General features: G+C 24.1%; 24 protein-coding genes. 7 read left to right on the top strand and 17 right to left on the bottom strand.

What is annotated here, in order from left to right; all coding sequences use genetic code 11:
- Nucleotide 1: 1 nt before the first annotated feature.
- From AMYT_RS04475 to AMYT_RS04400, 16 genes are all read right to left on the bottom strand, one after another.
- Nucleotides 2–820 carry a methyltransferase domain-containing protein gene (locus AMYT_RS04475; protein WP_114841356.1) on the bottom strand — a complete coding sequence of 273 codons (819 nt, stop codon included), beginning with the start codon at nucleotides 818–820 and terminating at the stop codon, nucleotides 2–4.
- 26 nt (nucleotides 821–846) lie between these two features.
- Nucleotides 847–1,506, bottom strand: coding sequence for an acetyltransferase (locus tag AMYT_RS04470; RefSeq protein ID WP_114841355.1), 660 nt, complete (start codon nucleotides 1,504–1,506; stop codon nucleotides 847–849).
- A complete protein-coding gene (locus tag AMYT_RS04465) occupies nucleotides 1,506–2,642 on the bottom strand; it encodes a LegC family aminotransferase (RefSeq protein ID WP_114841354.1) in 1,137 nt (378 codons plus the stop codon). The genes AMYT_RS04470 and AMYT_RS04465 overlap by 1 nt, the downstream gene beginning before the upstream one ends.
- An 81-nt stretch (nucleotides 2,643–2,723) precedes the next feature.
- Nucleotides 2,724–3,914 (bottom strand): UDP-N-acetylglucosamine 4,6-dehydratase, encoded by a 1,191-nt coding sequence (locus tag AMYT_RS04460; protein ID WP_114841353.1) that lies wholly within the window; start codon nucleotides 3,912–3,914, stop codon nucleotides 2,724–2,726.
- 2 nt (nucleotides 3,915–3,916) lie between these two features.
- Complete coding sequence (locus tag AMYT_RS04455) at nucleotides 3,917–5,023, bottom strand: Wzz/FepE/Etk N-terminal domain-containing protein (RefSeq protein WP_114841352.1); 1,107 nt, start codon at nucleotides 5,021–5,023, stop codon at nucleotides 3,917–3,919.
- Between the two features lie 120 nt (nucleotides 5,024–5,143).
- A complete protein-coding gene (gene nifJ / locus AMYT_RS04450; RefSeq protein ID WP_114841351.1) occupies nucleotides 5,144–8,557 on the bottom strand; it encodes a pyruvate:ferredoxin (flavodoxin) oxidoreductase in 3,414 nt (1,137 codons plus the stop codon).
- A 43-nt stretch (nucleotides 8,558–8,600) separates the two neighbouring features.
- Nucleotides 8,601–9,707, bottom strand: coding sequence for an aminotransferase class V-fold PLP-dependent enzyme (locus tag AMYT_RS04445; protein ID WP_114843147.1), 1,107 nt, complete (start codon nucleotides 9,705–9,707; stop codon nucleotides 8,601–8,603).
- A gap of 7 nt (nucleotides 9,708–9,714) precedes the next feature.
- Complete coding sequence (locus AMYT_RS04440) at nucleotides 9,715–10,404, bottom strand: PIG-L deacetylase family protein (RefSeq protein WP_114841350.1); 690 nt, start codon at nucleotides 10,402–10,404, stop codon at nucleotides 9,715–9,717.
- Nucleotides 10,401–11,387: a methionyl-tRNA formyltransferase gene (locus AMYT_RS04435; RefSeq protein ID WP_114841349.1), complete on the bottom strand. Its 987-nt coding sequence runs from the start codon at nucleotides 11,385–11,387 to the stop codon at nucleotides 10,401–10,403. Before AMYT_RS04435 ends, AMYT_RS04440 begins: the two co-directional genes overlap by 4 nt.
- Before the next feature lie 379 nt (nucleotides 11,388–11,766).
- A complete protein-coding gene (locus AMYT_RS04430; protein WP_114841348.1) occupies nucleotides 11,767–12,645 on the bottom strand; it encodes an NAD-dependent epimerase/dehydratase family protein in 879 nt (292 codons plus the stop codon).
- A 14-nt stretch (nucleotides 12,646–12,659) separates the two neighbouring features.
- Nucleotides 12,660–13,679 carry an ATP-grasp domain-containing protein gene (locus AMYT_RS04425; RefSeq protein WP_114841347.1) on the bottom strand — a complete coding sequence of 340 codons (1,020 nt, stop codon included), beginning with the start codon at nucleotides 13,677–13,679 and terminating at the stop codon, nucleotides 12,660–12,662.
- Nucleotides 13,672–14,457 carry a metallophosphoesterase family protein gene (locus AMYT_RS04420; RefSeq protein WP_114841346.1) on the bottom strand — a complete coding sequence of 262 codons (786 nt, stop codon included), beginning with the start codon at nucleotides 14,455–14,457 and terminating at the stop codon, nucleotides 13,672–13,674. The genes AMYT_RS04425 and AMYT_RS04420 overlap by 8 nt, the downstream gene beginning before the upstream one ends.
- Nucleotides 14,450–15,067: a sugar transferase gene (locus AMYT_RS04415; protein WP_114841345.1), complete on the bottom strand. Its 618-nt coding sequence runs from the start codon at nucleotides 15,065–15,067 to the stop codon at nucleotides 14,450–14,452. The genes AMYT_RS04420 and AMYT_RS04415 overlap by 8 nt, the downstream gene beginning before the upstream one ends.
- The gene (locus AMYT_RS04410; protein ID WP_114843146.1) at nucleotides 15,048–16,280 is read right to left on the bottom strand and encodes a glycosyltransferase family 4 protein; all 1,233 of its coding nucleotides are present in this window, start codon (nucleotides 16,278–16,280) and stop codon (nucleotides 15,048–15,050) included. Before AMYT_RS04410 ends, AMYT_RS04415 begins: the two co-directional genes overlap by 20 nt.
- Nucleotides 16,281–16,287: 7 nt before the next feature.
- A complete protein-coding gene (gene wecB, locus AMYT_RS04405) occupies nucleotides 16,288–17,430 on the bottom strand; it encodes a non-hydrolyzing UDP-N-acetylglucosamine 2-epimerase (RefSeq protein WP_228197896.1) in 1,143 nt (380 codons plus the stop codon).
- 91 nt (nucleotides 17,431–17,521) lie between these two features.
- Complete coding sequence (locus tag AMYT_RS04400; protein ID WP_114841344.1) at nucleotides 17,522–18,550, bottom strand: polysaccharide biosynthesis protein; 1,029 nt, start codon at nucleotides 18,548–18,550, stop codon at nucleotides 17,522–17,524.
- Between the two features lie 74 nt (nucleotides 18,551–18,624).
- On the opposite strand from AMYT_RS04400, the gene AMYT_RS04395 reads away from it, so the two are divergent.
- The 7 genes from AMYT_RS04395 to AMYT_RS04365 are packed head-to-tail and all read left to right on the top strand — an operon-like array spanning nucleotide 18,625 to nucleotide 25,263.
- Nucleotides 18,625–19,482: a UbiA prenyltransferase family protein gene (locus tag AMYT_RS04395; protein ID WP_114841343.1), complete on the top strand. Its 858-nt coding sequence runs from the start codon at nucleotides 18,625–18,627 to the stop codon at nucleotides 19,480–19,482.
- Nucleotides 19,483–19,875 (top strand): GtrA family protein, encoded by a 393-nt coding sequence (locus AMYT_RS04390; RefSeq protein WP_114841342.1) that lies wholly within the window; start codon nucleotides 19,483–19,485, stop codon nucleotides 19,873–19,875.
- A gap of 1 nt (nucleotide 19,876) precedes the next feature.
- The gene (locus AMYT_RS04385) at nucleotides 19,877–21,175 is read left to right on the top strand and encodes an FAD-binding oxidoreductase (protein WP_228197895.1); all 1,299 of its coding nucleotides are present in this window, start codon (nucleotides 19,877–19,879) and stop codon (nucleotides 21,173–21,175) included.
- A 1-nt stretch (nucleotide 21,176) separates the two neighbouring features.
- Nucleotides 21,177–21,908 (top strand): SDR family oxidoreductase, encoded by a 732-nt coding sequence (locus AMYT_RS04380; protein ID WP_114841341.1) that lies wholly within the window; start codon nucleotides 21,177–21,179, stop codon nucleotides 21,906–21,908.
- Entirely contained in the window at nucleotides 21,905–23,506 is a 1,602-nt protein-coding gene (locus AMYT_RS04375) for a hypothetical protein (protein WP_114841340.1), read from the top strand. The genes AMYT_RS04380 and AMYT_RS04375 overlap by 4 nt, the downstream gene beginning before the upstream one ends.
- Nucleotides 23,484–24,680: a hypothetical protein gene (locus AMYT_RS04370; RefSeq protein WP_114841339.1), complete on the top strand. Its 1,197-nt coding sequence runs from the start codon at nucleotides 23,484–23,486 to the stop codon at nucleotides 24,678–24,680. The genes AMYT_RS04375 and AMYT_RS04370 overlap by 23 nt, the downstream gene beginning before the upstream one ends.
- Entirely contained in the window at nucleotides 24,667–25,263 is a 597-nt protein-coding gene (locus AMYT_RS04365) for an HAD-IB family hydrolase (protein WP_114841338.1), read from the top strand. The genes AMYT_RS04370 and AMYT_RS04365 overlap by 14 nt, the downstream gene beginning before the upstream one ends.
- Here the strand turns inward: AMYT_RS04365 and AMYT_RS04360 are convergent.
- Nucleotides 25,228–26,331: a hypothetical protein gene (locus AMYT_RS04360; protein WP_162919467.1), complete on the bottom strand. Its 1,104-nt coding sequence runs from the start codon at nucleotides 26,329–26,331 to the stop codon at nucleotides 25,228–25,230. The genes AMYT_RS04365 and AMYT_RS04360 overlap by 36 nt on opposite strands.
- Nucleotides 26,332–26,432: the final 101 nt, after the last annotated feature.

The raw sequence follows: 26,432 nt of genomic DNA, 5'->3' as shown, positions 1-26,432 counted from the left end.
TTTAAAAACCTTTCCAATAATCTACAAAAGATTTTTTATATACTAAATATTCAGTTTGCATCTCTTTATTTATTTCATTTACTTTTTGCTCAATTATTGAATCATCACTTTTCAATAAAATCCAACATCTTGCAGACATACAATAAATACTTGATTTATATCCCCACTGTTCCATTAAGATTTCCATACTTTTATTAGTATGAAAAGTTGTATGTACAGGAGGTTCTAAATAGAACCAATTGGGATCATTTTGAATATCTTCACTAATTCTTGTATGAATTATCATTGCTCCATTATTAGGAATAACTAATGAATTAATTTCATCAAATTGTTTTCTATAAACTAAATGTTCAAATAAAGCACTATTTATTACAGTGGAATATTTTGTTAAATTTTCTTTATTTATATATTCAACAAAACTATTATTTTGAACATATGGATCATATACTGGTAAATTTATATTAAAATATTTTTTTAATAATTTACTTAAACTTCCATATCCTCCTGCATAATCTAACATATTTTCACTATTTATAATACCATTTTCTGAAAGTATTTTTATTAATAATGCTTGTTCTAAGTATGGAGGTTGATTTATATCTGTACTATTATTTTCTAAATAATGGTGAAAATCAAAATTTAATTTTTCCCATTTATTTTGTTCTAATTCTTTATGAGTTTTAGAAATAGTTAATGAACAATTTTCACATTTATAATATTTTACTTCGCCTATATCTTTCATCATTGTTTTAAAAGGCTCTTTATTGTATGTTTTTGAAAAATAGTAGTTCATTGAAGATTCACACACAATACATTTCATTAATTACTCCTTATTTTACTTATAAATTATTTTCTTCGTTTTAGGTTTTCTTTTGTTAATTCAATAGCTGGATTTCCAAACATAACCTTACCTGCTGGCACACTTTTAGTTACAACCGAACCAGCAGAAATTACAGAACCTTTTCCAATTTTTAGAGGTTTATTTGACTTTCCTTGATGGATAATAACCCCTGTACCAATATAAACATCATCTTCTATAATTACATTGCCATTGCATTTAACAGAAGGAGCAAAAGTTACATTATTTCCTATAACACAATCATGAGCAATATAGCTATAAATATTAGCTTGAAAATTTCTACCTATTTTTATATTTGAAGTTATTGTTACAAAAGGACAAAGGACACAGCCTTCATCAATAATTGATGATTTAGAAATAAATGAGCTTTTATGAAAAATATTTGGGAAATTAACCCCTTTATCTTTTAAATACAAATATATTTTATTTCTAAGATTAGAATCAGCAATAGCAATAACTACATTATCATTTAAAGCAAAATTAAAATCTCTTTCATTTCCTAAAAAAGGAGCTTTATATCCATATTTTTTATATTCTATTTCATTAATATCAAAGTAACCTTTAATATTGTAATCTTCATTATCTAAAATATATTCAGTAACTTCACTAGCAAATCCACTAGAACCAATAATATAAATATCTTTCATTATAAAATCACCGAACTTGGGATATTTACAACTCTTTCTTCAAGATACTTTGCATTTTTCAAATCTGTACATTGGCAATTTTCAAACATTTTAAGTTCATTCATAAGTCGCCAAATAGGTCTTGTCATTACACCATTTTTATTTGTAAACTCTAAAAAGTTGTTTCTATGATTTATATTATCTAATAAAATAGCTTGAAGCCAATAGTTTGATTTTGAATCTTTTTGCTCCATTACAAAAGTTATGTTATTTGCTAAGAAAAATTCCTTATATTTTATAGCCAAATCTCTTTTTGAAGCTAAAAATTTTTCTAGTTGTTCTAGTTGGGCAACTAAAAGTGCAGCATTTATATTTGGTAATCTATAGTTGTATCCTATCTCATCATGTACATACTCATAAGGATGTGCAATTTTTGCTGTTGTTGTAATATGTTTTGCTCTTTTTGCAATAGCTTCATCATCAGTAACAATTACACCTCCACCACCAGAAGTGATAATTTTATTGCCATTAAAACTAAAAGCTGCAATTTTTCCAAAAGTTCCTGTATGCTTACCTTTATAGTAACTTCCTAAACTCTCTGCTGCATCTTCAACAAGTGAGATATTCCAATTATCGCAAATTTCTTTTATTTTATCTATTTTACAAGGATGCCCAAAAGTATGCATAGGAACACAAGCTTTTATTGTTTTTCCTGTTGTTTTATTTATGCACTTATTTTCTTTAATTTCACAATTTGTTTCTAAAAAACTCTTAAGTGAATTTGGACACATTCCCATTGTATCTAAATCAACATCCACAAATATAGGATTAGCATTACAATAACTAATAGCATTACAAGTAGCTATAAAAGTCAATGGTTGTGTAATTACTTCATCATTTTTTTTTACATCTGCAAGTATTAGGGAAATATGAAGTGCAGCTGTTCCATTTACGGTTGCAACTGCATATTTACTTCCAATATACGTAGCAATCTTTTTTTCAAATTCATCTACATATTTACCAACACTTGATACAAATGAAGAATCAATACAATCATTTAAATATTTTTTTTCATTTCCAATAAATTTTGGTTCATGTAAAGGTATAAATTCATTTGTATTAAAAGTTTGTTTTATAAAATCTACTATTTTTTGCATAAACTATCTCCAGCAATAATAAAACTTTTCTCAAATGATTTTAAATCTGCAAAAATAAAATTATTATTTACTTTAGAAATTTTACATTTTGCCATCTAAGTATTTTCCTGTTTCTTTATGTCCAAAGTCTGGTATCATTGTAAAAAATTCTTTTACTATATCTTCTTTTGTCCATGATAAATTTAATTTAAAATCTTTAATTTTATTTTCAAAATGATTAAGTTTATTTTCATCAAATAAAGCTTCATTTTTTATAATCCCTAGATTTTCAAATCTATTCATATCTAAAACTTCTTTATCAGTAAAAAACTCTTCAAAATCTTTTTCTCCAGTTGTATCACTTGATGTGAATAAACATGGCCATTTACCTTTTAATGGCAGTATTTTTGATAATTCTCTTGCCTCATCTTCATCTTTACATAAATATGGCTCATATCCTAAACCTTTAAGATATTTCACTGCTATTTCTGCAAAAGTTATAAGATGCAAAGTTTCACTAAGTTTTGGGAAAAAGATATCTCTATTTTCTCCAAAAATACAAGACATAAGACATAATTCACCGCTTTCCTGTGGTGTAACAAAGTATCTTTTTATATCATTTGGTGCAACAATTGGTTGATTTTTTTCAATTCTTTGATTAAAGCCATGAAGTAAACTTCCATCACTAAAAGCTACATTTGCAAATCTTGCCATTGAAACATTTATTTGCTTTGATTTTCTCATTACAAACATTTCCATAATTCTTTTACTTGCACCCATCATATTCACAGGATTTGCTGCTTTATCCGTACTTACGCAAAAATATTTTTTTGTTTTATTTTCAATTGATTGTTGAAGTGTTTTATCAGTATTAAAAATATTTGTTTCAATCATTCGCATAAGAGTAAAAGGGTCTTTTTCACTTCTTACATGCTTAAGGGCTGAAAGATTTAATACATAATCATATTTTCCATCAGCTTTTATAAAAGCATCATATTCACTACTTCCTATATCAAGTGCAAATGTTGCAAATTCTCCATTTATATATCCAAAACTACTTCTTATATCTCGTACTAATTCAACCATATTGTTTTCAGATATATCAACTACATGGAGTTTTTTAGGGTTTCTTTTAAATATTTCTTTTGTTACAGCTTGACCTATGCTCCCTGCTCCACCTATTACTAAAAAAGTTGAAGAAGATACTATTTTTTCTAATTGTTTATTATAACTATTTATATCTTCAACAAAAAGTTCTTTTGTTCGGCCAATTAAATCTAAAATTTTTGACATATCTAGTTACTATTTGATTTAAAATTATTTAAAAAATTAATAAAAAAGATTAAGAAAATTGACAAAATAAGTCCAAATAAAAATAAAGTAAAAATAATTATAACTTTTTTAATATTTGTAGGTTGAAAATCAACTAAAATTTCACCTATAACTTCTGTATTACTGATATTACCATTTTTAAGTTTTAATTCTTCAAATTCTATATTTTTTTTCAAGTTTTTTAATCTACTTTCAATATCAATAGATAATTTTGTTTCTAATTGTCTAATATTTTCATTAAGTAAATTTTCTTTTTTTATTTTTAAATCTTTTAATGTAATTGATTTTAATTTTTCTTTTTCAATAAAAAGATTTTGAATTTTATTTTGAATTTCTAGTATTAAATTTTGAGTATTTAACATTTGCATTGACATTAACATATTTTGAGTATCATTTGAAGATTTTTGTTTTGCAACTTTTATCAAAATATTTTCGTAGTCATTAAGTTTTTTCTCATAAAAATTTAATTTATTTTCAATAGTTTTAAGTTGTACATTTTTAATTAAATTTATTTCTTCATCAATTTTAGGAATTGCTTGTTGTTTTATTTTTTCTATATTTTTCTCAATCTCCAATTTTTCTACATTTTCAATATGAGTTATATTTTCTTTTAGATTTTCTATATTAAATTTTGTTTTTAAAATAAATTCATCTATTTTATATTTATATTCATTTTGAATAAATAATACAACCTCTTTATTTTTTTCTAAAGCAAGTTTTTTTGAATATGATTGTGTTGAAATTTCAATAAAATTATTTATATTTCTTACAGTTTTAATATTTGATACAATAGCTTTATTTTCTGCAACTTTATTATTTTTATTATCAACATTATAGATAAGTCTTAACTTTTTTTCTAAAATATTACTATCTTCCACTAAAGTATGGTTAATATAACCTATTCTTGCCACAGATTTAACTTCATAAATAGTAGGTTTCTTAGATACATAAATTATTCCCATAATAGTCACAATACTTGTAAAAATGAATAGAAATATTTTTTTTTGCCAAATTTTAGTAAATATTTCTTTTAAATCAATTCCCTGTTCAAAAATATGTGTTTTTTGCAATGTACTTATCCTATTTTTTATATTTTAATATAATATCTAATATATTATAAAAGATTATTTAATAATTTAAATACGGCATTTTATCCTTTAAATAAAAATTATTAAATTAAAAAATGATAGCTATTTTAAATTATAAAAATCTTGAATATTTTTTATTTTTTTATATTGTTTTTCTATAAAATCTTTATATAATTCTATTAAATAAATACTATTTGTAAATCTTTTTTCTTTTTCTAAATATTTATTTAAAAATGATAAATCTGGTTCATAATAAATATTCATAGGATTTTTATTTATAATTAAATTATCAGGATTAAAAGAATAAAGTGGCCAAATACCACTTTTTACTGCCATTTCTTGTTGTTCTATTCCATATTTTAAATTATATCCATGAGTAATACAAGGACAATAAGCTATAATTATTGAAGGTCCCTTAAATTTTTCAGCTTCTTTAAAAACTTTTAAAGTATGTTCTGCATCTGCACCCATTGCAATTGAAGCAACATATACATGGGAATAATTTAAAGCTAATAAGCCTAAATTTTTTTTTGATATATTTTTACCTTCAAGAGAATATTTCATTTTTGCACCCAATGGTGTTGAATTAGAAGTATGCCCTCCTGTATTTGCATAGCCTTCATTGTCTAAAACTAAAATATTTATATCTTCTTTTTTATTAAGAATATGATCTATTCCACCATATCCAATATCATATGCCCATCCATCTCCGCCAATAATCCACAAAGATTTTTCTATTAAATAATCACTTATTTTTAATAGTTTTTTTGAATTTAAACAATTTTCTTTTTTTAAAAGAGTTTTATTTAGTTTATTAACAATTTGTTCTTGCTTTTCAAAATCAATACAATTTAAAATTTCTTTTTTAATATTATCATATTTAAGAGTTGAAAGTAACTCATAAGCTTGTTTTTTATGTGATTGAATTCCAAGTTTTAATCCAAAACCAAATTCCGCATTGTTTTCAAATAATGAATGTGACCAGACAACACTTTTTCCATTAGTATCTTTATTCCAAGGGATAGAAGGTAAATTTGCACAATACACTGTTGAGCAACCTGAAGCATTAGCAATATATAATCTACTTCCAAATAATTGTGTCAAAAGTTTTAAATAAGCTGTTTCACCACATCCTGCACAAGCAGAAGAAAAGGCAAAAAGAGGATCAATAAACTGAGTATTTTTAATTTTATCAATATATTTATTTTTTTGTGATTCAACAATTGTATTATTGAAAGTATTCCATTTTCCTTCTTCTTTTTCTAAGATTTGTTTTTTTTCTATTTGAATTAAAGAATCAATTGAATATTCATCTTCATTCGAAGTTGGACATACTTCTATACATAATTCACAACCAACACACCCATTAGGTGAAATTTGAATAATAAATTCATTTTGTGTAAATTGAAAATTATCATCAAGTGCAATTGCAGAATTAAAATCATAAAATATATTTTTCTTTTCTTTTTTTGTAATAATCTTACTTCTAATTGCACCATGAGGACAAACAAATACACATTTATTACATTGGATACAGCTATTAGGATTCCACATAGGGATTTTATCTACATACTCTCTTTTTTCAAATTCATATGTTGGTTCAATTTCCCAGATTGCATCTTTCCTAAACTTATGAACAGGAATTAAATCTCCTAAATTTTCACTCATTAATTCTTTTAAATTTTTAGATTGCTTAAATTGTTTAATTGGTTCATTTGTTTTTATAATATTATAAAGATAAATAGACTTTTTAATATCAGCTATTATTGTATCTTGAATTAGACTATCTTTTGAGTTATTAAATATCCTTTTTTCTAACTTTTCCATAATATAAAAAAAAGCTATTTGTATAATAAAAGATATTTTTTGTTTATACTTTTTACTTATAAAATCTGCATCAAAAACATAAATCTTAATTTCTTTATCTCTAATCTTTTTTTTAGTTAAAGGAGAAATAACTTTATTAAATTTATTTTCTAAAAAAGAACTATTTATTAAAAGTATTCCTTTCTTTTTTAAATTATCAACTAAAGAATATTTTTCTAAAAAATAAAATTGATTACAAACCAATATATCTGCAATTTTTATTTTATATGGCTTTGAAAAAGTTTTTTCACCTATTCTTAAGTGACTAATTGTTATACCACCTGATTTTCTTGCATCATATTCAAAGAAAGTTTGAGTATATAACTTTTTTTTAAAAATATTATTTATAATTAATTTTACAGTGGATATTGTTCTATCTGAACCCAATCCATAAAAAAGAACTTCGATTAAATCATTTTTAAATTCAATATTAGTATATTTAAGTCCTAATTTATCATCTTCTATTCCTATGGTAAAAGTATTTTTAGGATTTTTTTTATCAAGTTCATTAAATACTGATAAGGCCATATTTGGAGTAAAATCTTTTGAAGATAAACCATATCTTCCATGTATAATTAAAGGAAAATTACTATTTAATTTTTTATTTGAATATATTTTTATAAATGCACTACAGACTTCTTGATATAAAGGTTCTCCCACTGCTCCAATTTCTTTTGTTCTATCTAATACAGCAATATGAGTAATAGTTTTAGGTATTTCTTTAATAAAAAAATCAACACAAAAGGGTCTAAATAATCTAACTTTTAATACACCACAATCTTTATATTTGCTATTTCTAATATCTACTGCTTCTTTAACACACTCTGAAGCAGATCCCATTATAATGATTAATTTAGTAGCTTCTTTTTCTCCATAATACTCAAATATTTTGTAACTTCTACCTGTAAGTTTTTCAAATTTGTTCATTAATTTTTGTAAAATTATAGGCAATCTATCATAATTCTTATTTATGGTTTCTCTTACTTGAAAACCTATATCACTACTATATATTGCACCTCTTATTGCGGGGAATTGATTATTTGGCATATTATAGTAAAAATTATTAAAATTTGATGCTTTAAAAAACTTAACTATTTGTTCATCACTTATTAATTTAACATCAACTATCTCATGACTACTTCTAAAACCATCAAAAAAGTGTATAAAAGGAACTCTTAATAAATAAGTTAAAGTATTTGCTATTAATGAAAAATCCATAATTTCTTGATTATTATTTGAACACAACATAGCAAATCCACTATGTCTTAAAGACATTACATCAGAATGATCACCATATATATTTCCACCTTGGTAACCTAAACTTCTTGAAGCAACATGAATAACAGTAGGCAGTAATTCTCCAGCAATTCTATTCATAGCTGAATTCATTAATAAAAGTCCCTGAGAAGAAGTAAAAGTTGTAGTTGGAACACCTGTTTGTAAAGATCCATGTATAGCCCCAGCTACACCTATCTCACTTTGCATTTGTTCATATAAGGGGATTCTCCCCCAGATATTTTTTTCTCCATTTAAAGCTTTTTTTTCAAAATCTTCACTCATAGGAGAAGAAGGAGTTATTGGATAATAAAATAATATATCATTTAATTTATAAGCAATATATGTTGATGATTCATTTCCACTTAATAACAACTATTTTTACCTTTTTTAATCAAGTAAAAACTACAAAATAAAATTAATTACAGTTCTTTTTTATAGTATTACATATAAATTCAACATCATTTTTTGTCTGTGTTGTACTACTTGCTAAACAAAGTCCTTTTTTAAATAAGTTTTCACTAGTTCCATCGACAAATGATTTTGAATTTTTAAATAATGGCTGCATATGCATTGGTTTCCATAATGGTCTTGATTCTACATTAATTTCATCTAATACTTTAATTATCTTTTCATAAGAAGTATTTTCAAAAGTTACTGCTGTTAGCCATCTATTACCTCTACTATTTTTAAGTTCCGGCATAAAATTTATCTCTTCAATATCTTTTAAATTTTCATTATACCAATTAAAAATTTCTCTTTTCTTACTTACTCTTTCTTCAATAATTTCCATTTGACCTACACCAATTGCAGCTAAAACATTTGACATACGATAATTATATCCATATTCTTCATGTTCATAATAAAGAAAAGGTTCTTTTGCTTGTGTAGAATAGTATTTTGCCTTTTCAATCCAATTTTTATTAGGACTTACTAGCATTCCTCCACCACTTGTAGTAATGATTTTATTCCCATTAAAACTATATATTCCAAAATCACCAAAAGTTCCTGTATGCTTACCATTGAAAGTTGCACCTAAGCTTTCTGCTGCATCTTCAATAAGATATATATTATGAATTTTACAAATTTCTGCTATTTTTTCTATATCTGCGCACATTCCATAAAGATGAGTTAATATCAATGCCTTAGGTTTCTTTTCACAAACTTTTAAATACTCTTCTAAAAGTTCTGGTGATAAATTCCATGATTTATTATCACTATCTATAAATACTGGATTTGCATTTTGATAAAGAATTGCATTTACAGAACCAATAAAGGTAAAAGTTGAAGCTAAAACATCATCTCCATTTCCTATTCCTAAAACTCGAAGAGCCAGATGAATTGCAGCTGTTCCACTATTAACAGCAAGAGCATTTTCACTTTTTATATAATTTTTAATGCTTTCTTCAAATTTATTTACATATTCACCAAGAGGTGCTATATAATTACTTTCAAATACCTTTTCAATATATTTTATTTCATTTCCACTCATATGAGGCGAGTTTAAGAAGATTCTATTTTTCATTTTTTTATTATCTTTCAATTATTCTTATTAAATTAAAGGGCTCTGCTGCCAATAAACCAACTTGAGATCCAAAAAATTTTGCCATATGTTCTATATTTTCTATACTTCTTGGATGGGGAAACTCTTTTAATTCATCTTTATATTTTAATAATGCTAGTTTCTTTTTTTCTAAAAATTTTGTAATATCAATATAACAATTAGGTAAAAATTGAGTAGAAGAACTATATCCTCCCCATTCTGTTGAACTTGGAGTATAGTAAGTAAATATTTTTTTTATAGATTGGTTTGGAACTGGTCTTGCAACAACCATTAATGAATCAAAAACTATTTGATGATCTTTATTAATATCATTTGGATGATGTACAAAAACAATATCATATTTTTTTTCACATAAAAATTCTTCTAATTTTTTATTTATTTCAATATGTGATAATGTATCAAGCTTCATATCTGGTAAATTCCATTTATAAGCATTATCAACATTTAAAATATTGCAACATTCATAAAAATAAGTATTTCTATTTTTTTGTTTTTCTAAATCATTTAAATGTTGAGATGAAGAACTATCAGTTAAAATTAAAACATCTACTTTCGCACCATCTTCTTTTGCTTTTAAGATTGTTCCACCCACTCCTAAAACTTCATCATCACAATGAGCTCCTAAAACTAATATTTTTTTATTTTTAAATAAACTCATTTTTTTACCATTTCTTCCAATTCTTTTATTTTTTTATTTAAAACCTCAATTTCAGATATAAAGTCTATTCCAAAACAATCGCCTAACTTAAAAAAATTAATATCATTTTTTTCTTCAACCCATATATCTTTTAGCCATATAGGAAAATCTTTACACTGCACTAATAAAGAATTATTTTCTTTTTTTAAGATTTGTCCAAAGGTTCCTTTATATTTACAATTTTCTTCTATTTCACTATCCCAAAATATCACTTTTTTATTTTTATAATATGAAAATGCTCCAGGATAAGGATCAGTAGTTGCTCTAATTAAAAGATCTACTTCTTTATTAGTCATTATTTTAAAATCAATGTAACCATCTTTAGGTTGTCTTTTTGCTCTTATTGTTCTTTTTTGCAAATCTTGATTTACTTCTTTTAGTTCATTATTAATTATTTTTGTATAGACTTCTACAAAAGCATCAGATAAATTTTCACTTATTAAATCATATAATTTTCTACTATTACTATTAGGAGGTATATCAAATTCTTTTTGTAATAAAAGAGCTCCTGAATCTACACCATCATTTACTTTAAATAAACTAACTGCTGTAGATTTCAACTCCTCTAATATTGTCCAAACAACTGGCGCTCTACCTGCACCATATGGTAATTTACTAGGGTGACTTCCAATTGTAAAATATTTAGGTAAAGAGAGTAATTCACTATCAAATAGTTGGCTCCAAGCTAAGATAAAAATAACATCCACATTGATATTCTTTATCCAGTTTTTAGCTTCTATACAATTTATATCATCTGTTTCAAAATATGCAATTTTATGTTTTTTTGCAAAAGGCTCTAAATCAACATAATCAGAACCTTTTTTTTCTTTTTTCTTTTTTGTAGAAATAAGCCCTGAAATTTTTATATTATTATTTATAAGTTTTTTTAATGAAATTAAAGTTTCTTGATTAAATCCAATACACAAAACATTTAAACTTTTCATATTTAATTATCCTGCACTAGAGAACTTTTTAGTATATGTCTATAATATGATAAGAAAAAAGTTTTACTATTGATATTTAAAATTAAATTCACTTATTTATTGCCTTAATTTAAAGAAATTGACTTGTGAAAAAAAAGATTTGATTTATTTTATTGAAAGATTTTTTTATTAACTGTTTTATTATTATTTTATCTTTTACAAATACAAATTTTAAAAATATTTTTTTTAACTCTTTCAAAATATGATTTAATTGCTAGTTTAAATTTTACTAGTATTTATCAAATTCTTTTTAAAAGAAATTATTATACAGACACAAAGCTTAAAGTGAGTTGCTGTATTTTTATATAATTTAAAAATTTATGTTTCTACTATAATTTATTTAACTAAAAAAATAACCTTCTAACATCTTGTTATTATACATTGAAGCTATTCCATCTTTAATATTTATTCTGGATTTAAAATTAAATTCATTTTTAGCTTTATCACAGTTTAAGTTAAATCGTTCAAAAGGAATATAATCCTCTTTTATAATTTCTATTTTTCCTTTTCCCATAACATCTGTACAAACTTTGGCTAATTCATATATAGAAGTAGTTTCTTTAGCAGCTATATTAAAAGTACCTTGAAGATTATTTAAATAGACTTGTAATGCAGCAATTGATACATCCATTGAGTGAATAAAATTGATTTTATTTTCGGGCTGATTAATTTTTATGGGAATATCATTTTCTATTTTATTTATAAATTGATTTATTATCTTATCTTTTCCCAATCCTAAACCATAAACAGAACTAGGTCTTAATATAGTAACTTTTAAACCTTGATGAATATAATGATTAAAAATATTTTCTGCAAGTAATTTACTATATCCATAAAAACCACCTAATCCATAAACTACTTTAGAAGCATCTTCTTTTATATTTAAAGCATTAGTGTCAGCATAAACAGTAGAACCTGATAAAAAAACTATTTTCACATTGTTTTTTAAAGCCCATTTAGAAATATTTAAACATGATTTAACATTTACTTCAAAAATTTTTTCAAGCTCTCTATCAAGGTTTTTAGGAAGAACAGCAGCAAAATGAAAAATACAATCCACATTATTAAATAATTCATCAAGTTCTTCATCTTCTTTCCATACAGAAAGATCCCAAATTTTTCTATCAATATCAAGAAACTCAATATTATTAGATAAACACAAAGCTTTAAAATGGGAACCTATCATTCCAGTTGAACCAAGAATAGCTATTTTTGACATCTTTAATAATCCTATTAAAATAATTGAGATGTAGCTTTTATGCTAGGAATAATATTCTTCATATTATTTAATTCATCAATATCATCTTTTTTAACTAAAACCTCAGACCAATGTCTTAATACTACACTTTCATAATCAATAGAATACTCATACTCTAAATTCATAAAGTTTTTAAGATAAAATTCTACAGGATTTAATCCTAATTGAGAACAAAAAGGAGTAGTACCTGAGAATCTACTATTAATTTCAAAGACTTTTGGAATTCCTTTTTCATCAATTCTTAATTGAAAATTACAAGACCCATTAATTTCTAGGGCTAAAGATAAATCAGTTATATACTTTGATATTATCTCCGATTTTATAGGTTCTGCTCTAAAAGTATCTCCTGCACGTAAAACTCTTTTTAATATCATTACGTCTGAAACTTTTTTATTAACAACAACTACTGTACAAGTATATTCTTCTTCATTTGTTCCAATTAATTCTTGTATAATTAGTCCATTTTCATTATTTAATCTTGAAGTTAATTCTAATTGATTATTTGCAACACTAACACCAACAGACCTTGAACCTATAGCTGGTTTAACTATTACAGGATAATTTAATTTTTCAAATTCAACTTCATTTGGCAAAAAAGTTTTAGGATGAAAAAAATTATGTTCTTCTAAAAATTTAAAAGTTAGATATTTATTATTTGCTATTTGAACAGTATTTAAATTAGAAATTATTACATTAACATTAAAGTTTTTTTTAAAATATTCTTTATTCTTAGCACAAAATTCAAGTTCCAAATCAAGACCAGGGAAATAATGATCAATTTTTTCAAGTAAAAAAATTTCTTCTAATCTTTTTATATATTCATTTGATGTACATGCAGGAACTAAGTAAGATTTATCACCAGCATATATACCTGCAGCTAAAGGACTCATATCTGCTGTAATAATATTAATTTCTAAATCATTAATCATTTTTAAAGATTTTATAATTCCTTGACCTACTCCGCCACCTACTCCTGTAACTAAAACATTAATCATTTTTCATCTCCCAAAATGAATTTAATTTATTTTTTGTATCTTCGCTTAAACTACTATTATTTATTTTATTTATCATTATTTTTGAATCAACTTTAACTTTTACATAATCAAACTCAATAAAATCATCAAAAACAGACAAAATAAGAATACTAGGTTCTGTTCCTCTTGGCTGACCTATTGATCCAGAATTTAATATCAATATACCTTCATCACTATTTTTAAAACTATTATATAAAAAATTATTACAAACTTTTAACTCATTTATAACAATACTTTGTTTACTTCTATGAGTATGCCCAAAAATGCCTATTTTCATATTTTTATCATATAAAGTTTTAGCTGCTTTTTGAATATTCTCTTCATCATTTAGATATTCCCAATTACCATATTCAAAAGGATTTGCATGTGAAAAATAAATATTACTAATTGAAAAATCATTTTGCCAAGGAAAACTTTCAAATAAATTAAATTTTAGTTTTTCATTTGTCCATAGTATTGATTCTTCCACAAAACTTGCTATTTTATACTTTTTATAATCTTTTTTATCTTGTAAATCAAAATAAAACTGATCATGATTTCCTTTTATAAAAATACATTCATAATTTTTTTGAAATTCTAATAATAAATCTATTACCTCATTTGGCATTGTACCATATGTTAAAAGATCTCCTAAAATAATACATAAATCAATTTTTTGTTCTTTTATTTGTGCAATAGAAAGGCTTAAAGAAGTAAAATTTGAGTGAATATCTGAGATAATAGCAATTTTTTTATTCACTTTTTACCTTTTTAGATTCTTTATATGTATCTAGTCTTTCCATTGTAACTTGATTATTGGGTGAAACATCACTTCTTTTTACAACTTTTAAAAATGTAAGAAATAATATTTTCATATCTAACCAAAAAGATTGATTATCGACATACCATAAATCATATTCAAATCTTTTTTCCCAAGAAACTGTATTTCTACCATTTACTTGAGCCCAGCCTGTAATACCTGGCTTAACATTATGTCTTCTTTTTTCATTTTCATTATAATAAGGTAAATATTCTACAAGTAAAGGTCTAGGTCCTACAAAACTCATTTCACCTTTTAATACATTAAAAAGTTGAGGAAGCTCATCTAAACTTGTACTTCTTATAAATTTTCCAATATTATTAAGTCTTTCTTTATCAGATAAAAGATTTCCATTTTTATCAGTTTCATTAGACATAGTTCTAAATTTATATAAATTAAATATTTTTTCTTTATATCCAGGTCTTCTTTGATTAAATAAAATAGGTCTGCCCATTTTCCATAAAATAAATAAGCTTACAATTATATAAATAGGTAAAAAAAGTATTATTAAAATTAAGGCTAATGTTTTATCAAATATTTCTTTCATCATTTTTATCTCCCATAATCTTTTTTATTAATAAATAATTATTTTCTACATTGAAAAACTTATCATAATACTCTTTTGCATTTTTTGATAGTTCTAAATACAATTGTTTATCACTATAAAGTTTAATTAAATTTTCTTTATATTGTTGCATATCTGTTGCAAGACAACAAATACCTGCTTTAATTTCATTTTCCAATAGCTTACCATAATCATCAAAAGCACACTTGTCTACACAGGCTAATATAGGTAACCCAAGTTTTAAGTAATCAATTGTTTTTGATGGAAAATTAGGAACAGTAAATCTTGGATCTAAACTAACAATACCTAAATTACAAGAAGATATTAAATTTTCATAGTCATTTCTAGGTACAAAATCTTTAAAAGACACATTTTCCAACTTCATTTCTTCTTTTAACTTCTTCAATTTCTCAGTTTCAGTACCTCTTCCAACAAATAAAAACTTTATTTGCTGTATATTTCGTACTTCAAATGCCAACTTTAAAACATTTCCTAAGTTTTGTGGTTTTCCCATATTCCCACCAAAAACAAGTATAAAATCATCATTTTTAAAATTGTATTTTTTTCTAATTGATTCTTTATTTATATCACAATGTTCTTTTTTATTACCCCACAAAGGAAATAAAAATAATTGTTTTTCATCTAAAAAACTATAATTCTTTTTAACATAATTAATATTTCCTTTAGACATACAACCAATATAATCAAAACTTTTTAGATTTTTATGTTCTTTATTTTTAAAAAAATTAAATACAAGTTTGTTTTTTAATAATTCTAAATCTTTAGCATTTTGAGGAAACAAATCCCAAAGTATTAAAAAAGATGAACATTTATAATAAGTTTTTAATCCATTGATTAATTTATAATTTGCCATATATGGTGTTGTACCAACTACTATGTCAAACTTTACATCACCCCAATATTTTTTTATTTGTTTTAATATATTATTATTCATAGTCATCATGGTAAAAAGTTTTTCAAATTTTGAAATATTATTAAACATATTACCACTTTTTATTCGTAATACATTTACTCCATTTTCTTTAGAATATTCAGTAGGTTTTCCAAACTTTTTCTCTCTAATTGTTGCAATATAAACCTCTTCCCCATTTATATTGAACTTATCAGATAAATCTTTAGTTAAATTTGAATCATTGGGATTTTCAGGATATGAAATAAATAAAAAAAGTATTTTCATATTATTATTAACTTTTTTTCCAAACTGTTTTATTAACATAATCTGTATATGATAATATTATTCTTAATACTTTCTCTGATACATTTGGCTTACTATAATCTTCTACTCTTTTTAATGTATCCTCTTTTTGTCTCTCTAAAATATCTATCCCTTGTATTATTCTGCTCTTCTCTAATCCTACCATCATTACACTTGTCTCTTCCATCGCTTCTGGTCGTTCATGGGCCTCTCTTATATTTAACGCTCGAAAACCTAATATTGATGACTCCTCACTTATTGTTCCACTATCACTTAATACTACTTTTGCCTCTTTTTGTAGTTTTACATAATCATCAAATCCTAAAGGTTTTTGTAATTGTATCTCTGCTTCAAACCTTATATTTAATTCTTTTATTCTATTTCTTGTTCTTGGATGTGTTGATACTATTATTGGTCTTTTATATCTCTTTGCTATTGTATTTAAGCTATCTACTAAATCTAGAAAGTTCTTATCTGAACTGATATTCTCCTCTCTATGTGCTGATACTACAAAGTATTCTCCTTCTCTTAATTTTAATTCTTCTAATATTTTTGAATTATTTATATCTTTTAGCTTTTTATTTAATACTTCATACATTGGGGAACCTGTTTTTATTATTCTATCTGCTGGTAACCCTTCTCTTAATAGATATTCTCTTGCTATATCACTATATGTTAGGTTTATATCTGCTGTATGATCTACTATTTTTCTATTTGTCTCTTCTGGTACTCTTGCATCAAAGCATCTATTCCCTGCTTCCATATGAAATATTGGTATTTTCCTCTTTTTGGCTGGAATTGCACATAGACAGCTATTTGTATCTCCTAAGATTAAAACTGCTTCTGGTTCTTCTTTCTCTAATATTGGCTCTATTGCTATAAATATTTTCCCTATTGTCTCTATGGCTCCTCCGCCTGCTGCATTTAGAAAATAATCTGGCTTCTTTAAATTAAAATCTTTAAAAAATACTTCATTTAATTCATAATCATAATTTTGCCCTGTATGTACTAATATATGCTCTATTGCTTCTGTCTCTTCTAATTTTTGTATTACTGATGACAATCTTATTATCTCTGGTCTTGTACCTACTATTGTCATCACTTTTAATCTTTTTATTCCTCTATTTTTCATTTTCTACCTCTAAGTAATATCTATTTTCTTAATATTTTTATTTGGACACAATAGCCTTTTATATATTTCTAAAGTATTTTTATTAAATTCTTTATTTTTTTACTCCAAACTCTCTTAAATCTTCTTCTATCTCTTTTAATCTCATTAACATCTCTTTTAATTCTTCTTCTTTTAATTGTTTTGTATTATGTGAATGATATTCCCCTGATTCTGTTATCACTTCTTCTCCACTCTCTACAAATTTATTATAATTTAAATCTCTTGTATCTGCTGGGATTCTATAATATCCTTCCATATCTATTGCTTGTACCATCTCTTCTCTTGTTAAGAGTGTCTCATACAACTTCTCCCCATGTCTTGTCCCTATTATATTTATTTTATGCTCTGGCTTACCTAACATATCTTTTATTGTTTTTGCTAGTAGCTCTACTGTGCATGCTGGTGCTTTTTGTACAAATATATCCCCATTTCTTGCGTTCTTAAATGCAAACATCACTAAATCTACTGCATCATCTAAACTCATCATAAATCTTGTCATATTTGGATCTGTTATTGTTATTTCTTTCCCTGTTCTTATTTGGTTTATAAAAAGTGGTATTACTGACCCTCTACTTGCCATTACATTCCCATATCTTGTACATGATATTACTGTCTCACTATCATCAAGGTTTCTACTTTTTGCTACTGCTACTTTTTCCATCATTGCTTTACTTATTCCCATTGCATTTATTGGATACACTGCTTTATCTGTACTTAATACTACTATATTTCTTACTTTATTTTTTATTGCTACATTTAGTACATTCTCTGTTCCTACTACATTTGTTTGTACTGCTTGCATTGGATAAAACTCACATGATGGTACTTGTTTTAATGCTGCTGCATGAAATATATAATCTACCCCTCTTATCGCATCTTCTAACGAATTCTTATCTCTTACATCACCTAGATAAAACTTCAATTTATCATTATTATATCTCTTTCGCATCTCATCTTGTTTTAGTTCATCTCTTGAAAATATTCTTATCTCTTTTATATCTGTATTAAGAAATCTTCTTAGGACTGCATTCCCAAATGAACCCGTCCCACCTGTTATACATAAAATTTTATCTTTAAACATTTCAACACCTGATTAATATTTTTTTTACAGAAATTGTATTATAATTCCTCTTATTTTCTTTTGAAGGTAGTCTTATTATTATAGTTCAAATATTACGTATTCATCAATATATAAAAAATTTTTTTATTTTTGCACCTTTATTATTTTCATTTCATTTTTCTACAATTGATATAATAAATACTACTTTTGTATTTATTTTGTTTTGTATATTAGCAAGTAGTATATATATTTTTAATGACTTAATGGATATAAAAGAAGATAGAAAACATCCAGTCAAAAAGTATAGACCTTTAGCTAGTGGAAAATTAAAAATAAATACAGCTATTTTTTTATTAATTTCTTTATCTCTTTTATCTTTAGGTTGTGCTTATTTTCTAAACCATGAACTATTCTTTGTTTTTATTTTTTACTTTCTACTAAATATTTGTTATTCTTTAAAATTAAAACATATTAGTATTTTAGATATATTTATTATTGCCATAGGGTTTGTTCTTAGGCTTTTTGCAGGTGCAAGTATTATTAATACTTCATTATCTATGTGGATTATTATTATGACTTTTCTTCTTGCACTATTTTTAGCAATTGCAAAAAGAAGAGATGATGTGATTTTATCTAACAAAGGTAAAGAAACTAGAAAAAATATAGATGGATATAATTTAGAATTTGTTAATGCAGTAATGGTATTTATGTCAGGGGTTATAGTTGTATCATATATTTTATACACAGTATCAGATGATGTTATAAAAAGACTTCACACAGAAAATCTTTACCTTACATCTTCTTTTGTAATATTAGGGATTATGAGATATATGCAAATAACTTTTGTGGAAGAAAATAGTGGAAGCCCAACAAAAATAGTTTTAAAAGATAGATTTCTACAAATAACTATTTTACTATGGCTATTAAGCTTCTTTTTAGTAGTAAATATTTAAATGAATATAGCTATTAGATATATATTTTTTGCTATTACTTCTTTAATAGTAAATTTATTATTCCAATATATTAGTTTTTATATTTACAATGGATTTTTATCTTTATATATAGCAATGTTTTGTGGAACTATTGCTGGATTAATTCTTAAATATATACTTGATAAAAAGTATATTTTCTACCATAAACCAAAAAATAAAAAAGATGATGGCAAAAAATTTTTATTATATTCTTTAATGGGAGTTTTTACTACTTTCATATTTTGGGGTTTTGAAATAGGATTTGATTTGATATTTAAAACAGAAATGGCTAAATATATAGGTGCTGTTTTTGGTCTTAGTATAGGATATATAATAAAATATTTTTTAGATAAAAAATTTGTTTTTAAGGATTAATGTGAGTTTAAATAGTTGGGGAATGTATCCGCTTATAAAAAATAAAAAAATAATGTTTCAAAAAAAAGAAGACTTAAAAAATAAACTACAAGAAAGCAATATTTATATTCCTTTTGGAAATGGTAGAAGTTACGGAGATAGTGCATTAAATAAAAACATTATTTATTGTAAACCATATAACTATTTGTTAAATTTTGATGAATCAACTGGACTTTTACATTGTCAAGCAGGAATTATGTTAAGTGAAATTATTGAAATTTTTGTTCCAAAAGGTTGGTTTTTAAAAATAACACCAGGCACAAAACTTATAACAATAGGAGGAGCTATTGCTTCAGACGTTCATGGGAAAAATCACCATATTGAGGGATGTTTTAGCGAGTGTGTAGAAGAATTTAGTCTTATGCTTGCAAATGGTGAAATAAAAAAATGTTCAAAAACAAATAATGCAGAATTATTTAAAGCAACTTGTGGAGGGATGGGACTTACAGGAATAATATTAGATGCCAAAATAAGTTTGAAAAAGATTAATTCACAATATATAGAACAAATTACAATTAAAACAAAAAATTTAAAAGAAACTTTTGATGCATTTGAAAAATATAGTAATAAACCATATTCTGTAGCTTGGATAGATTGTTTAGCTAAAGATAATGAAATAGGTAAATGTCTACTTATGGTAGGAGATTTTGAAAATGATGGTAACTTAAATTTCAAAAGTAAAAAAAAGTTAAATATACCCTTTAATTTTCCTTCTTTTGCTTTAAATAAATTAAGTGTAAAAGCATTTAATTGGCTATATTACAGAAAAGCTCCAAATGGAGTATCTAAGCAAAAAGTAGATATCGATTCTTTTTTCTATCCATTAGATGCAATAAATAATTGGAATAGAATTTATGGAAAAGCAGGATTTACTCAATATCAATTTATTTTACCTAAAAAAACTAGTTTTGAAGGATTAACAGAAATTCTTAAAGAAATATCAAATAGTGGGAAAGGTTCTTTTTTAGCAGTTTTAAAACTTTATGGAAAAGAAAATGATAATTATTTGTCTTTTCCAATTGAGGGATATAGTTTAGCACTTGATTTCAAAATTGAAAAAGGTCTTTTTGAACTTTTAGATAAACTTGATCAAATAGTTTTAAAATATAATGGAAAAATTTATCTTACAAAAGATGTAAGAGTTTCTAAAGAGACTTTTGAAAAAGGTTATCCAAATATTGAAAAGTTTAGAAATTTGAGAAAAGAATATGGTATGGATAAAAAATTTCAATCATTACAATCATTAAGAGTAGGAATATAATATGAGTTATGTATTAATAATTGGGGCTAAAAGTGATATTGCAAAAGAACTTGCAAGAGTTTATGCAAAAAATGGATATAACCTTTATTTAGCAGCAAGGAATAGCGATAGTTTAAATGATTTAGTAAATGATATAAAAATTCGTTCAAATGTTGATGTTCAAATAAAAGAGTTTGATATAGTAAAATTTGAGACACATCAAAATTTTTATGATTCACTAGAAACAAAACCTTTAGGCGTTATTGTTACTGCGGGGTATATGGCTGAGCAAAAAGAATGTGAAAAAGAATGGAATAAAACTCTAAATACAATAAATGTAAATTATTTAGGAATTATAAGTATTTTAAATATTGTTTCAAATGATATGGAAAAAAATAAAAATGGATTTATCATAGGTGTTAGTTCAGTAGCAGGAGATAGAGGAAGAAAAGCAAATTATATTTATGGTTCAAGTAAAGCAGCATTTAGTGCTTATCTTTCTGGACTAAGAAATAGACTTTATGAAAGTAAAGTTCAAGTTCTTACTGTTAAACCAGGTTTTGTAAATACTAAAATGACTAAAGACTTAGATTTACCTGCGAAATTAACAATTGAACCAGAAGATATTGCACTTGATATTTATAATGCACAACAAAAAGGTAAAGATATTCTTTATACAAAAGGAATTTGGAGATTAATTATGCTAATAATTAAACATATTCCAGAATTTATTTTTAAAAAGATGAGTATATGATTTATAAATATAATCATATATTTATTAAATTTTTTTTTATTTTTATACCTTTTATTTATGCAATTTTATATGCACCATATGGATATGATGGCTATGACAATGGATTTATTTTAGGATTATCTTGGCAATTTTTCAATGATTATGTACCATATAAAGATATTATTTATGTAAGACCTCCTATATCATATATGTTTCACTCTATCTTTTTATATTTAGGAGATTACAGTATTATTATAAATCGATTATTTGTATATATACAAATAGCAACTTATTCTTTTTTAACAATATTTATGATTTCCAAAGCATTTAACTATAAAAATCCTACATTTATTTATTTTTTATCTATTATTTCGTTTATGATTTCAGCACATACTTTTCCACCAATGGCATGGCATACTATTGATGGGATATTTTTTTCTATTATTGGTATATTTTTAATTTTTAATTTTCAAAATATACTTTTAGTAATACTTGGAAGTTTAATATTACTATTGGGTGTACTAACTAAGCAACCATACTATATTGTACCTATTATAACCTTTTGTTTTTTATTTATTCAAAAAGATTTCAAAAAACTTATTATTTATGTAAGTTCTTTTAGTTTATTTCTATTTTTATTTTTTTTATATTTACATAAAAATGATGCTTTTTTACAATTTATTATACAAATAACTGGGCAAACAAAATTAAAAGATTTGTTACAGTCAGGATTTATTTCTTATATAAAAAGTTTCAAAGATTTTTTCTTTGTATTTTTACCTCCGATATCAGTTTATTTAATATTAAAAATTATTTTACCAAAAATAAAAATAGAATTTTTTTATTTGATAATTTTTTGGATATTAATATTTATGCTAAATACTTATTTAAATGCAAATAGCTTTTATTCTGTTGCTCATAACTTTTCTCATTTATTGTTTATCGTTTCTATCATATATACATTAATTAAACTAATAATTTTTAAAGAAAATAAGTATACATTATTACTATTATTTATAATAATTTCATGGGCTTCGAGTATTAGTTGGGGATATAATTTAACTATTTTCTTTATGGCACCAATACTTTTTATTTTAGCTATACCGATTTTAAATGATTTTGAGAAATCATCATCAATAGCAAAAATGAATTTAACAATAATTCTTGCGTTTATTACTTATTATGTAGGATATCAACATCCATATAATTTAGATCACCCTAATAATAAAAAAGAAATGACTTATAAATTAGAAGATATATTTACAAAATTTAAATATATCTATGTTGATAAAAAGACTTATAAAGAATATAAAGAATTAAAAAAATTAACAAATCAGTATAAAGATAATTTTGTAGTTTTTCCTGCATCTACACTAATACATTTTGTAACAAATACGAATAATCCTATAGGTGTAGATTGGGTAATGAATGCAGAAATAAATACAGAAAAAAATAATATCATTAAAAAATTAGAAGAAAATAATATTGCTGTTATATTAAAAAAGAGTAATTTAAATCCTGATGGAAAATTTGGTTCAGAAGTTACTAATTATATTTATTCAAATTGGGAAATTATACAAAAAGGAGATATATTTAATGTATACAAATTTAAGAAATAATTTATTTCTTGCTGGAATAATCATTACTTTTTCATTTATTATATTAACAATTATACATATACAAAAAGACACTACAATATTAAACACAATATGGAATGTTTCTTTAATAAAGCCTCAATTTTCAGATATTAGAACAATTACTGCATATAATGAAACAATAGCATTAGGAGAAAATCCATATTTAAATAATATTGCAGATCCTTATAATAGAGTAATGAATTATCCACCTTTTTGGGCTTATTTTGCGAAACTTACAAATATATCTCATTCAAATGCAATTTTTTTTGGTTTTTTTAATATTATATTGTTATATATTGGATTTCTTTTTTGGTCATTTAAAATAAATAATAAAATAGGTATTAGTATTTTATTAATTATATGTTTCTTTTCTCCATCAACATTACTATTAATGGAAAGAGGAAATATTGATATGATTGTATTTTTTTTAATTTCGATTGGTATATTATCTAGTAATATCCATATATTTAATACTTTAATATTATTAGCTGCATTTGTAAAAGTTTTTCCAATTTTTTCAATTTTTTCAAATATAAACTCAAAGAAAAACTGGATTAGTATATTTATAACTCTATTTATATTTTCAATTTATATTTTTGCTCATATTCAAGATATTAAACTAATGAAAGAAGGAACACCTCAACCAACAGGTTTTGCGTATGGAATTAATATTATTTGGATGATTATAAAAGAAAAATTCAATAATGAAATATATTTATTTTTTAAATATTTTAGTTACATATATGTAGTTATTTTAATATTTATTTTTTATAAAATTAGAAATATCAATTCATTAAAAATTACTTGTACTAATGAAACTACTTTTATAAGTTTTAAAGTTGGTGCAATTATATACATAACAACTTTTTTATTAAATAATAACTGGGATTATAGATTGGTATTTTTAATTTTTTCTATACCTCAATTATATACTTGGTTTAATTCAAAAGATATAAATATATATATTAGAATATTATCTGCGATAAGTATTTTCTTAATAGTTCATACTATGTGGTATCTTAAAATAAATTTATTCTTTAGCATAAATGTATTTATTGATGAAATTTTTAATTGGTTATTATTTACATTTTTATTTTTACTTTTAATTTTACCTAAAAAACAAGAAGTTAGTGAGATAAATAATGAAACAAAATAATATAGCTTTTTTTGATTTTGATGGAACTATTACTATAGACGATACTTTATTAAAATTTATAAGATTTGTAGTAGGTGATAAAAAATTTTTAGTGGGTCTTTTTATTTTATCACCAATTCTTATTTTATACAAAATTAAAATAATTCCAAACTATAAAGCAAAACAATATATGCTTTCTTGGTATTTTAAAGGTATGCAGAAAGAGGAATTTTTTAAGGTTTCATATGAATATTCTATGAACTATATTGACTCAATAGTAAGACAAAAAGCAAAAGAAAGATTACTTTGGCATAAAAACCAAGGAGATAAAATTGTTGTAGTTTCAGCTTCAATTGATTGCTGGATTAGACCTTGGTGTGAAAAAAATGGTTTAGAACTTATTGCAACTAAACTTGAAATTAAAAATAATAAAATTAGTGGTAAATTACTAACAAAAAATTGTTATGGTCAAGAAAAAGTAAATAGAATTAAAAATCAATATAATCTAAATGATTATAATCATATTTATGCATATGGAGATAGTAAAGGGGATAAAGAGATGCTTGAATTAGCAAACTTCTCTTTTTTCAAACCTTTTAGATAATAACCATAAAAATAGTAATACCCAAAATGAAAACATTGTTTCCATAAAATTAAAAATTTGGTTATTTGCGGGCATATATATAAACATAATAGCAAATAAAGGTAAAAGAGTTTTTGCTATTATGTTATTATCTCTTATAGCTGAAATATATATTGAACTTAATAAATACCCTAAAATAAACATTATAAATATTAATCCATAAAAACCAACATCATTTGCAACTTGACTATAAAAAGAATGCCATTGAACTAATCTATCCCATTCATCATGAACTTTAAATTGATAAGTTCGTTCTATTAAATCAATGTTAAAAAAATATTTAAATTGATCTAATAAAAAATATGAATGTCCTATTCCATAAGTAGAATCAAACTTTTCATCTAAAGCTAAGGACATTCCGTAATATCCTTGTGTTAAATAGGTTGATACTTTTATATAAAATTCCATTATTTTGGGTGATACTATATCAGACTTATTAGAAGAAGAATAAAAAGGAATTTTAATCGCATTTTCTTTACTTACAGTTTCCATATACTGAAAATTACTATTTCTTTCTGACATTGATTTATTAAAATAAAAAGGAAAAAATAATGTAAAAGAAATTATTAATATAAGTATCGTCTTTCTTTGACTTAATTCTTTAAATCTATTTCCTTTTTTTATAGATAATAAATGAATAAATAATGATAAAGAAAATATAACAAGTGTATCTAAAATTAATTTATTTGTACCAATAGATACTGTACCCATAAATGGTATTAAAGAAATAAACAGACCAATAGCTTTTTGAATAGTATTTAACCTATTCCATAAAAAAACTAATATAGGTATCAAACTAAATTTAATAAAAGCAATAGAAGAATAAAATATGGTAACAACTTTATTAGACTGATAAGAATCAAAAGAATTTAAAAATTTATCTCTTACAGCATCAGGACTTATAATTCCATAATAAAAATCTAAGAAAAGATTATATGGAATATAACTATTTGTATGACAAGCATTTTTATAAGAAATTAATGTACCAACAAAAGCTATAAATAAATAAATCCAAAAATACTTCTGCATAAAATTATTCAATTTATTAGAATAACATAATTCATTAGTTATTAGAACTGATTTTTTATTTTTTTGTATGCTCATTAAATAGCCAATTAAAAAGGCAATAT

Origin of the sequence: Malaciobacter mytili LMG 24559 (genome assembly GCF_003346775.1) — a bacterium.
GTDB lineage: Bacteria > Campylobacterota > Campylobacteria > Campylobacterales > Arcobacteraceae > Malaciobacter > Malaciobacter mytili.
This window is presented reverse-complemented; position numbering and strand designations above follow the sequence as displayed.

What these genes read in the sequence shown, in the direction of transcription:
- AMYT_RS04475 (WP_114841356.1), bottom strand. Translation starts at nt 820, where the DNA reads ATGAAATGTATTGTGTGTGAATCTTCAATGAACTACTATTTTTCAAAA.
- AMYT_RS04470 (WP_114841355.1), bottom strand. Translation starts at nt 1,506, where the DNA reads ATGAAAGATATTTATATTATTGGTTCTAGTGGATTTGCTAGTGAAGTT.
- AMYT_RS04465 (WP_114841354.1), bottom strand. Translation starts at nt 2,642, where the DNA reads ATGCAAAAAATAGTAGATTTTATAAAACAAACTTTTAATACAAATGAA.
- AMYT_RS04460 (WP_114841353.1), bottom strand. Translation starts at nt 3,914, where the DNA reads ATGTCAAAAATTTTAGATTTAATTGGCCGAACAAAAGAACTTTTTGTT.
- AMYT_RS04445 (WP_114843147.1), bottom strand. Translation starts at nt 9,707, where the DNA reads ATGAAAAATAGAATCTTCTTAAACTCGCCTCATATGAGTGGAAATGAA.
- AMYT_RS04440 (WP_114841350.1), bottom strand. Translation starts at nt 10,404, where the DNA reads ATGAGTTTATTTAAAAATAAAAAAATATTAGTTTTAGGAGCTCATTGT.
- AMYT_RS04435 (WP_114841349.1), bottom strand. Translation starts at nt 11,387, where the DNA reads ATGAAAAGTTTAAATGTTTTGTGTATTGGATTTAATCAAGAAACTTTA.
- AMYT_RS04430 (WP_114841348.1), bottom strand. Translation starts at nt 12,645, where the DNA reads ATGTCAAAAATAGCTATTCTTGGTTCAACTGGAATGATAGGTTCCCAT.
- AMYT_RS04425 (WP_114841347.1), bottom strand. Translation starts at nt 13,679, where the DNA reads ATGATTAATGTTTTAGTTACAGGAGTAGGTGGCGGAGTAGGTCAAGGA.
- AMYT_RS04415 (WP_114841345.1), bottom strand. Translation starts at nt 15,067, where the DNA reads ATGATGAAAGAAATATTTGATAAAACATTAGCCTTAATTTTAATAATA.
- AMYT_RS04410 (WP_114843146.1), bottom strand. Translation starts at nt 16,280, where the DNA reads ATGAAAATACTTTTTTTATTTATTTCATATCCTGAAAATCCCAATGAT.
- wecB (WP_228197896.1), bottom strand. Translation starts at nt 17,430, where the DNA reads ATGAAAAATAGAGGAATAAAAAGATTAAAAGTGATGACAATAGTAGGT.
- AMYT_RS04400 (WP_114841344.1), bottom strand. Translation starts at nt 18,550, where the DNA reads ATGTTTAAAGATAAAATTTTATGTATAACAGGTGGGACGGGTTCATTT.
- AMYT_RS04390 (WP_114841342.1), top strand. Translation starts at nt 19,483, where the DNA reads ATGAATATAGCTATTAGATATATATTTTTTGCTATTACTTCTTTAATA.
- AMYT_RS04380 (WP_114841341.1), top strand. Translation starts at nt 21,177, where the DNA reads ATGAGTTATGTATTAATAATTGGGGCTAAAAGTGATATTGCAAAAGAA.
- AMYT_RS04375 (WP_114841340.1), top strand. Translation starts at nt 21,905, where the DNA reads ATGATTTATAAATATAATCATATATTTATTAAATTTTTTTTTATTTTT.
- AMYT_RS04370 (WP_114841339.1), top strand. Translation starts at nt 23,484, where the DNA reads ATGTATACAAATTTAAGAAATAATTTATTTCTTGCTGGAATAATCATT.
- AMYT_RS04365 (WP_114841338.1), top strand. Translation starts at nt 24,667, where the DNA reads ATGAAACAAAATAATATAGCTTTTTTTGATTTTGATGGAACTATTACT.
- AMYT_RS04360 (WP_162919467.1), bottom strand. Translation starts at nt 26,331, where the DNA reads ATGCAGAAGTATTTTTGGATTTATTTATTTATAGCTTTTGTTGGTACA.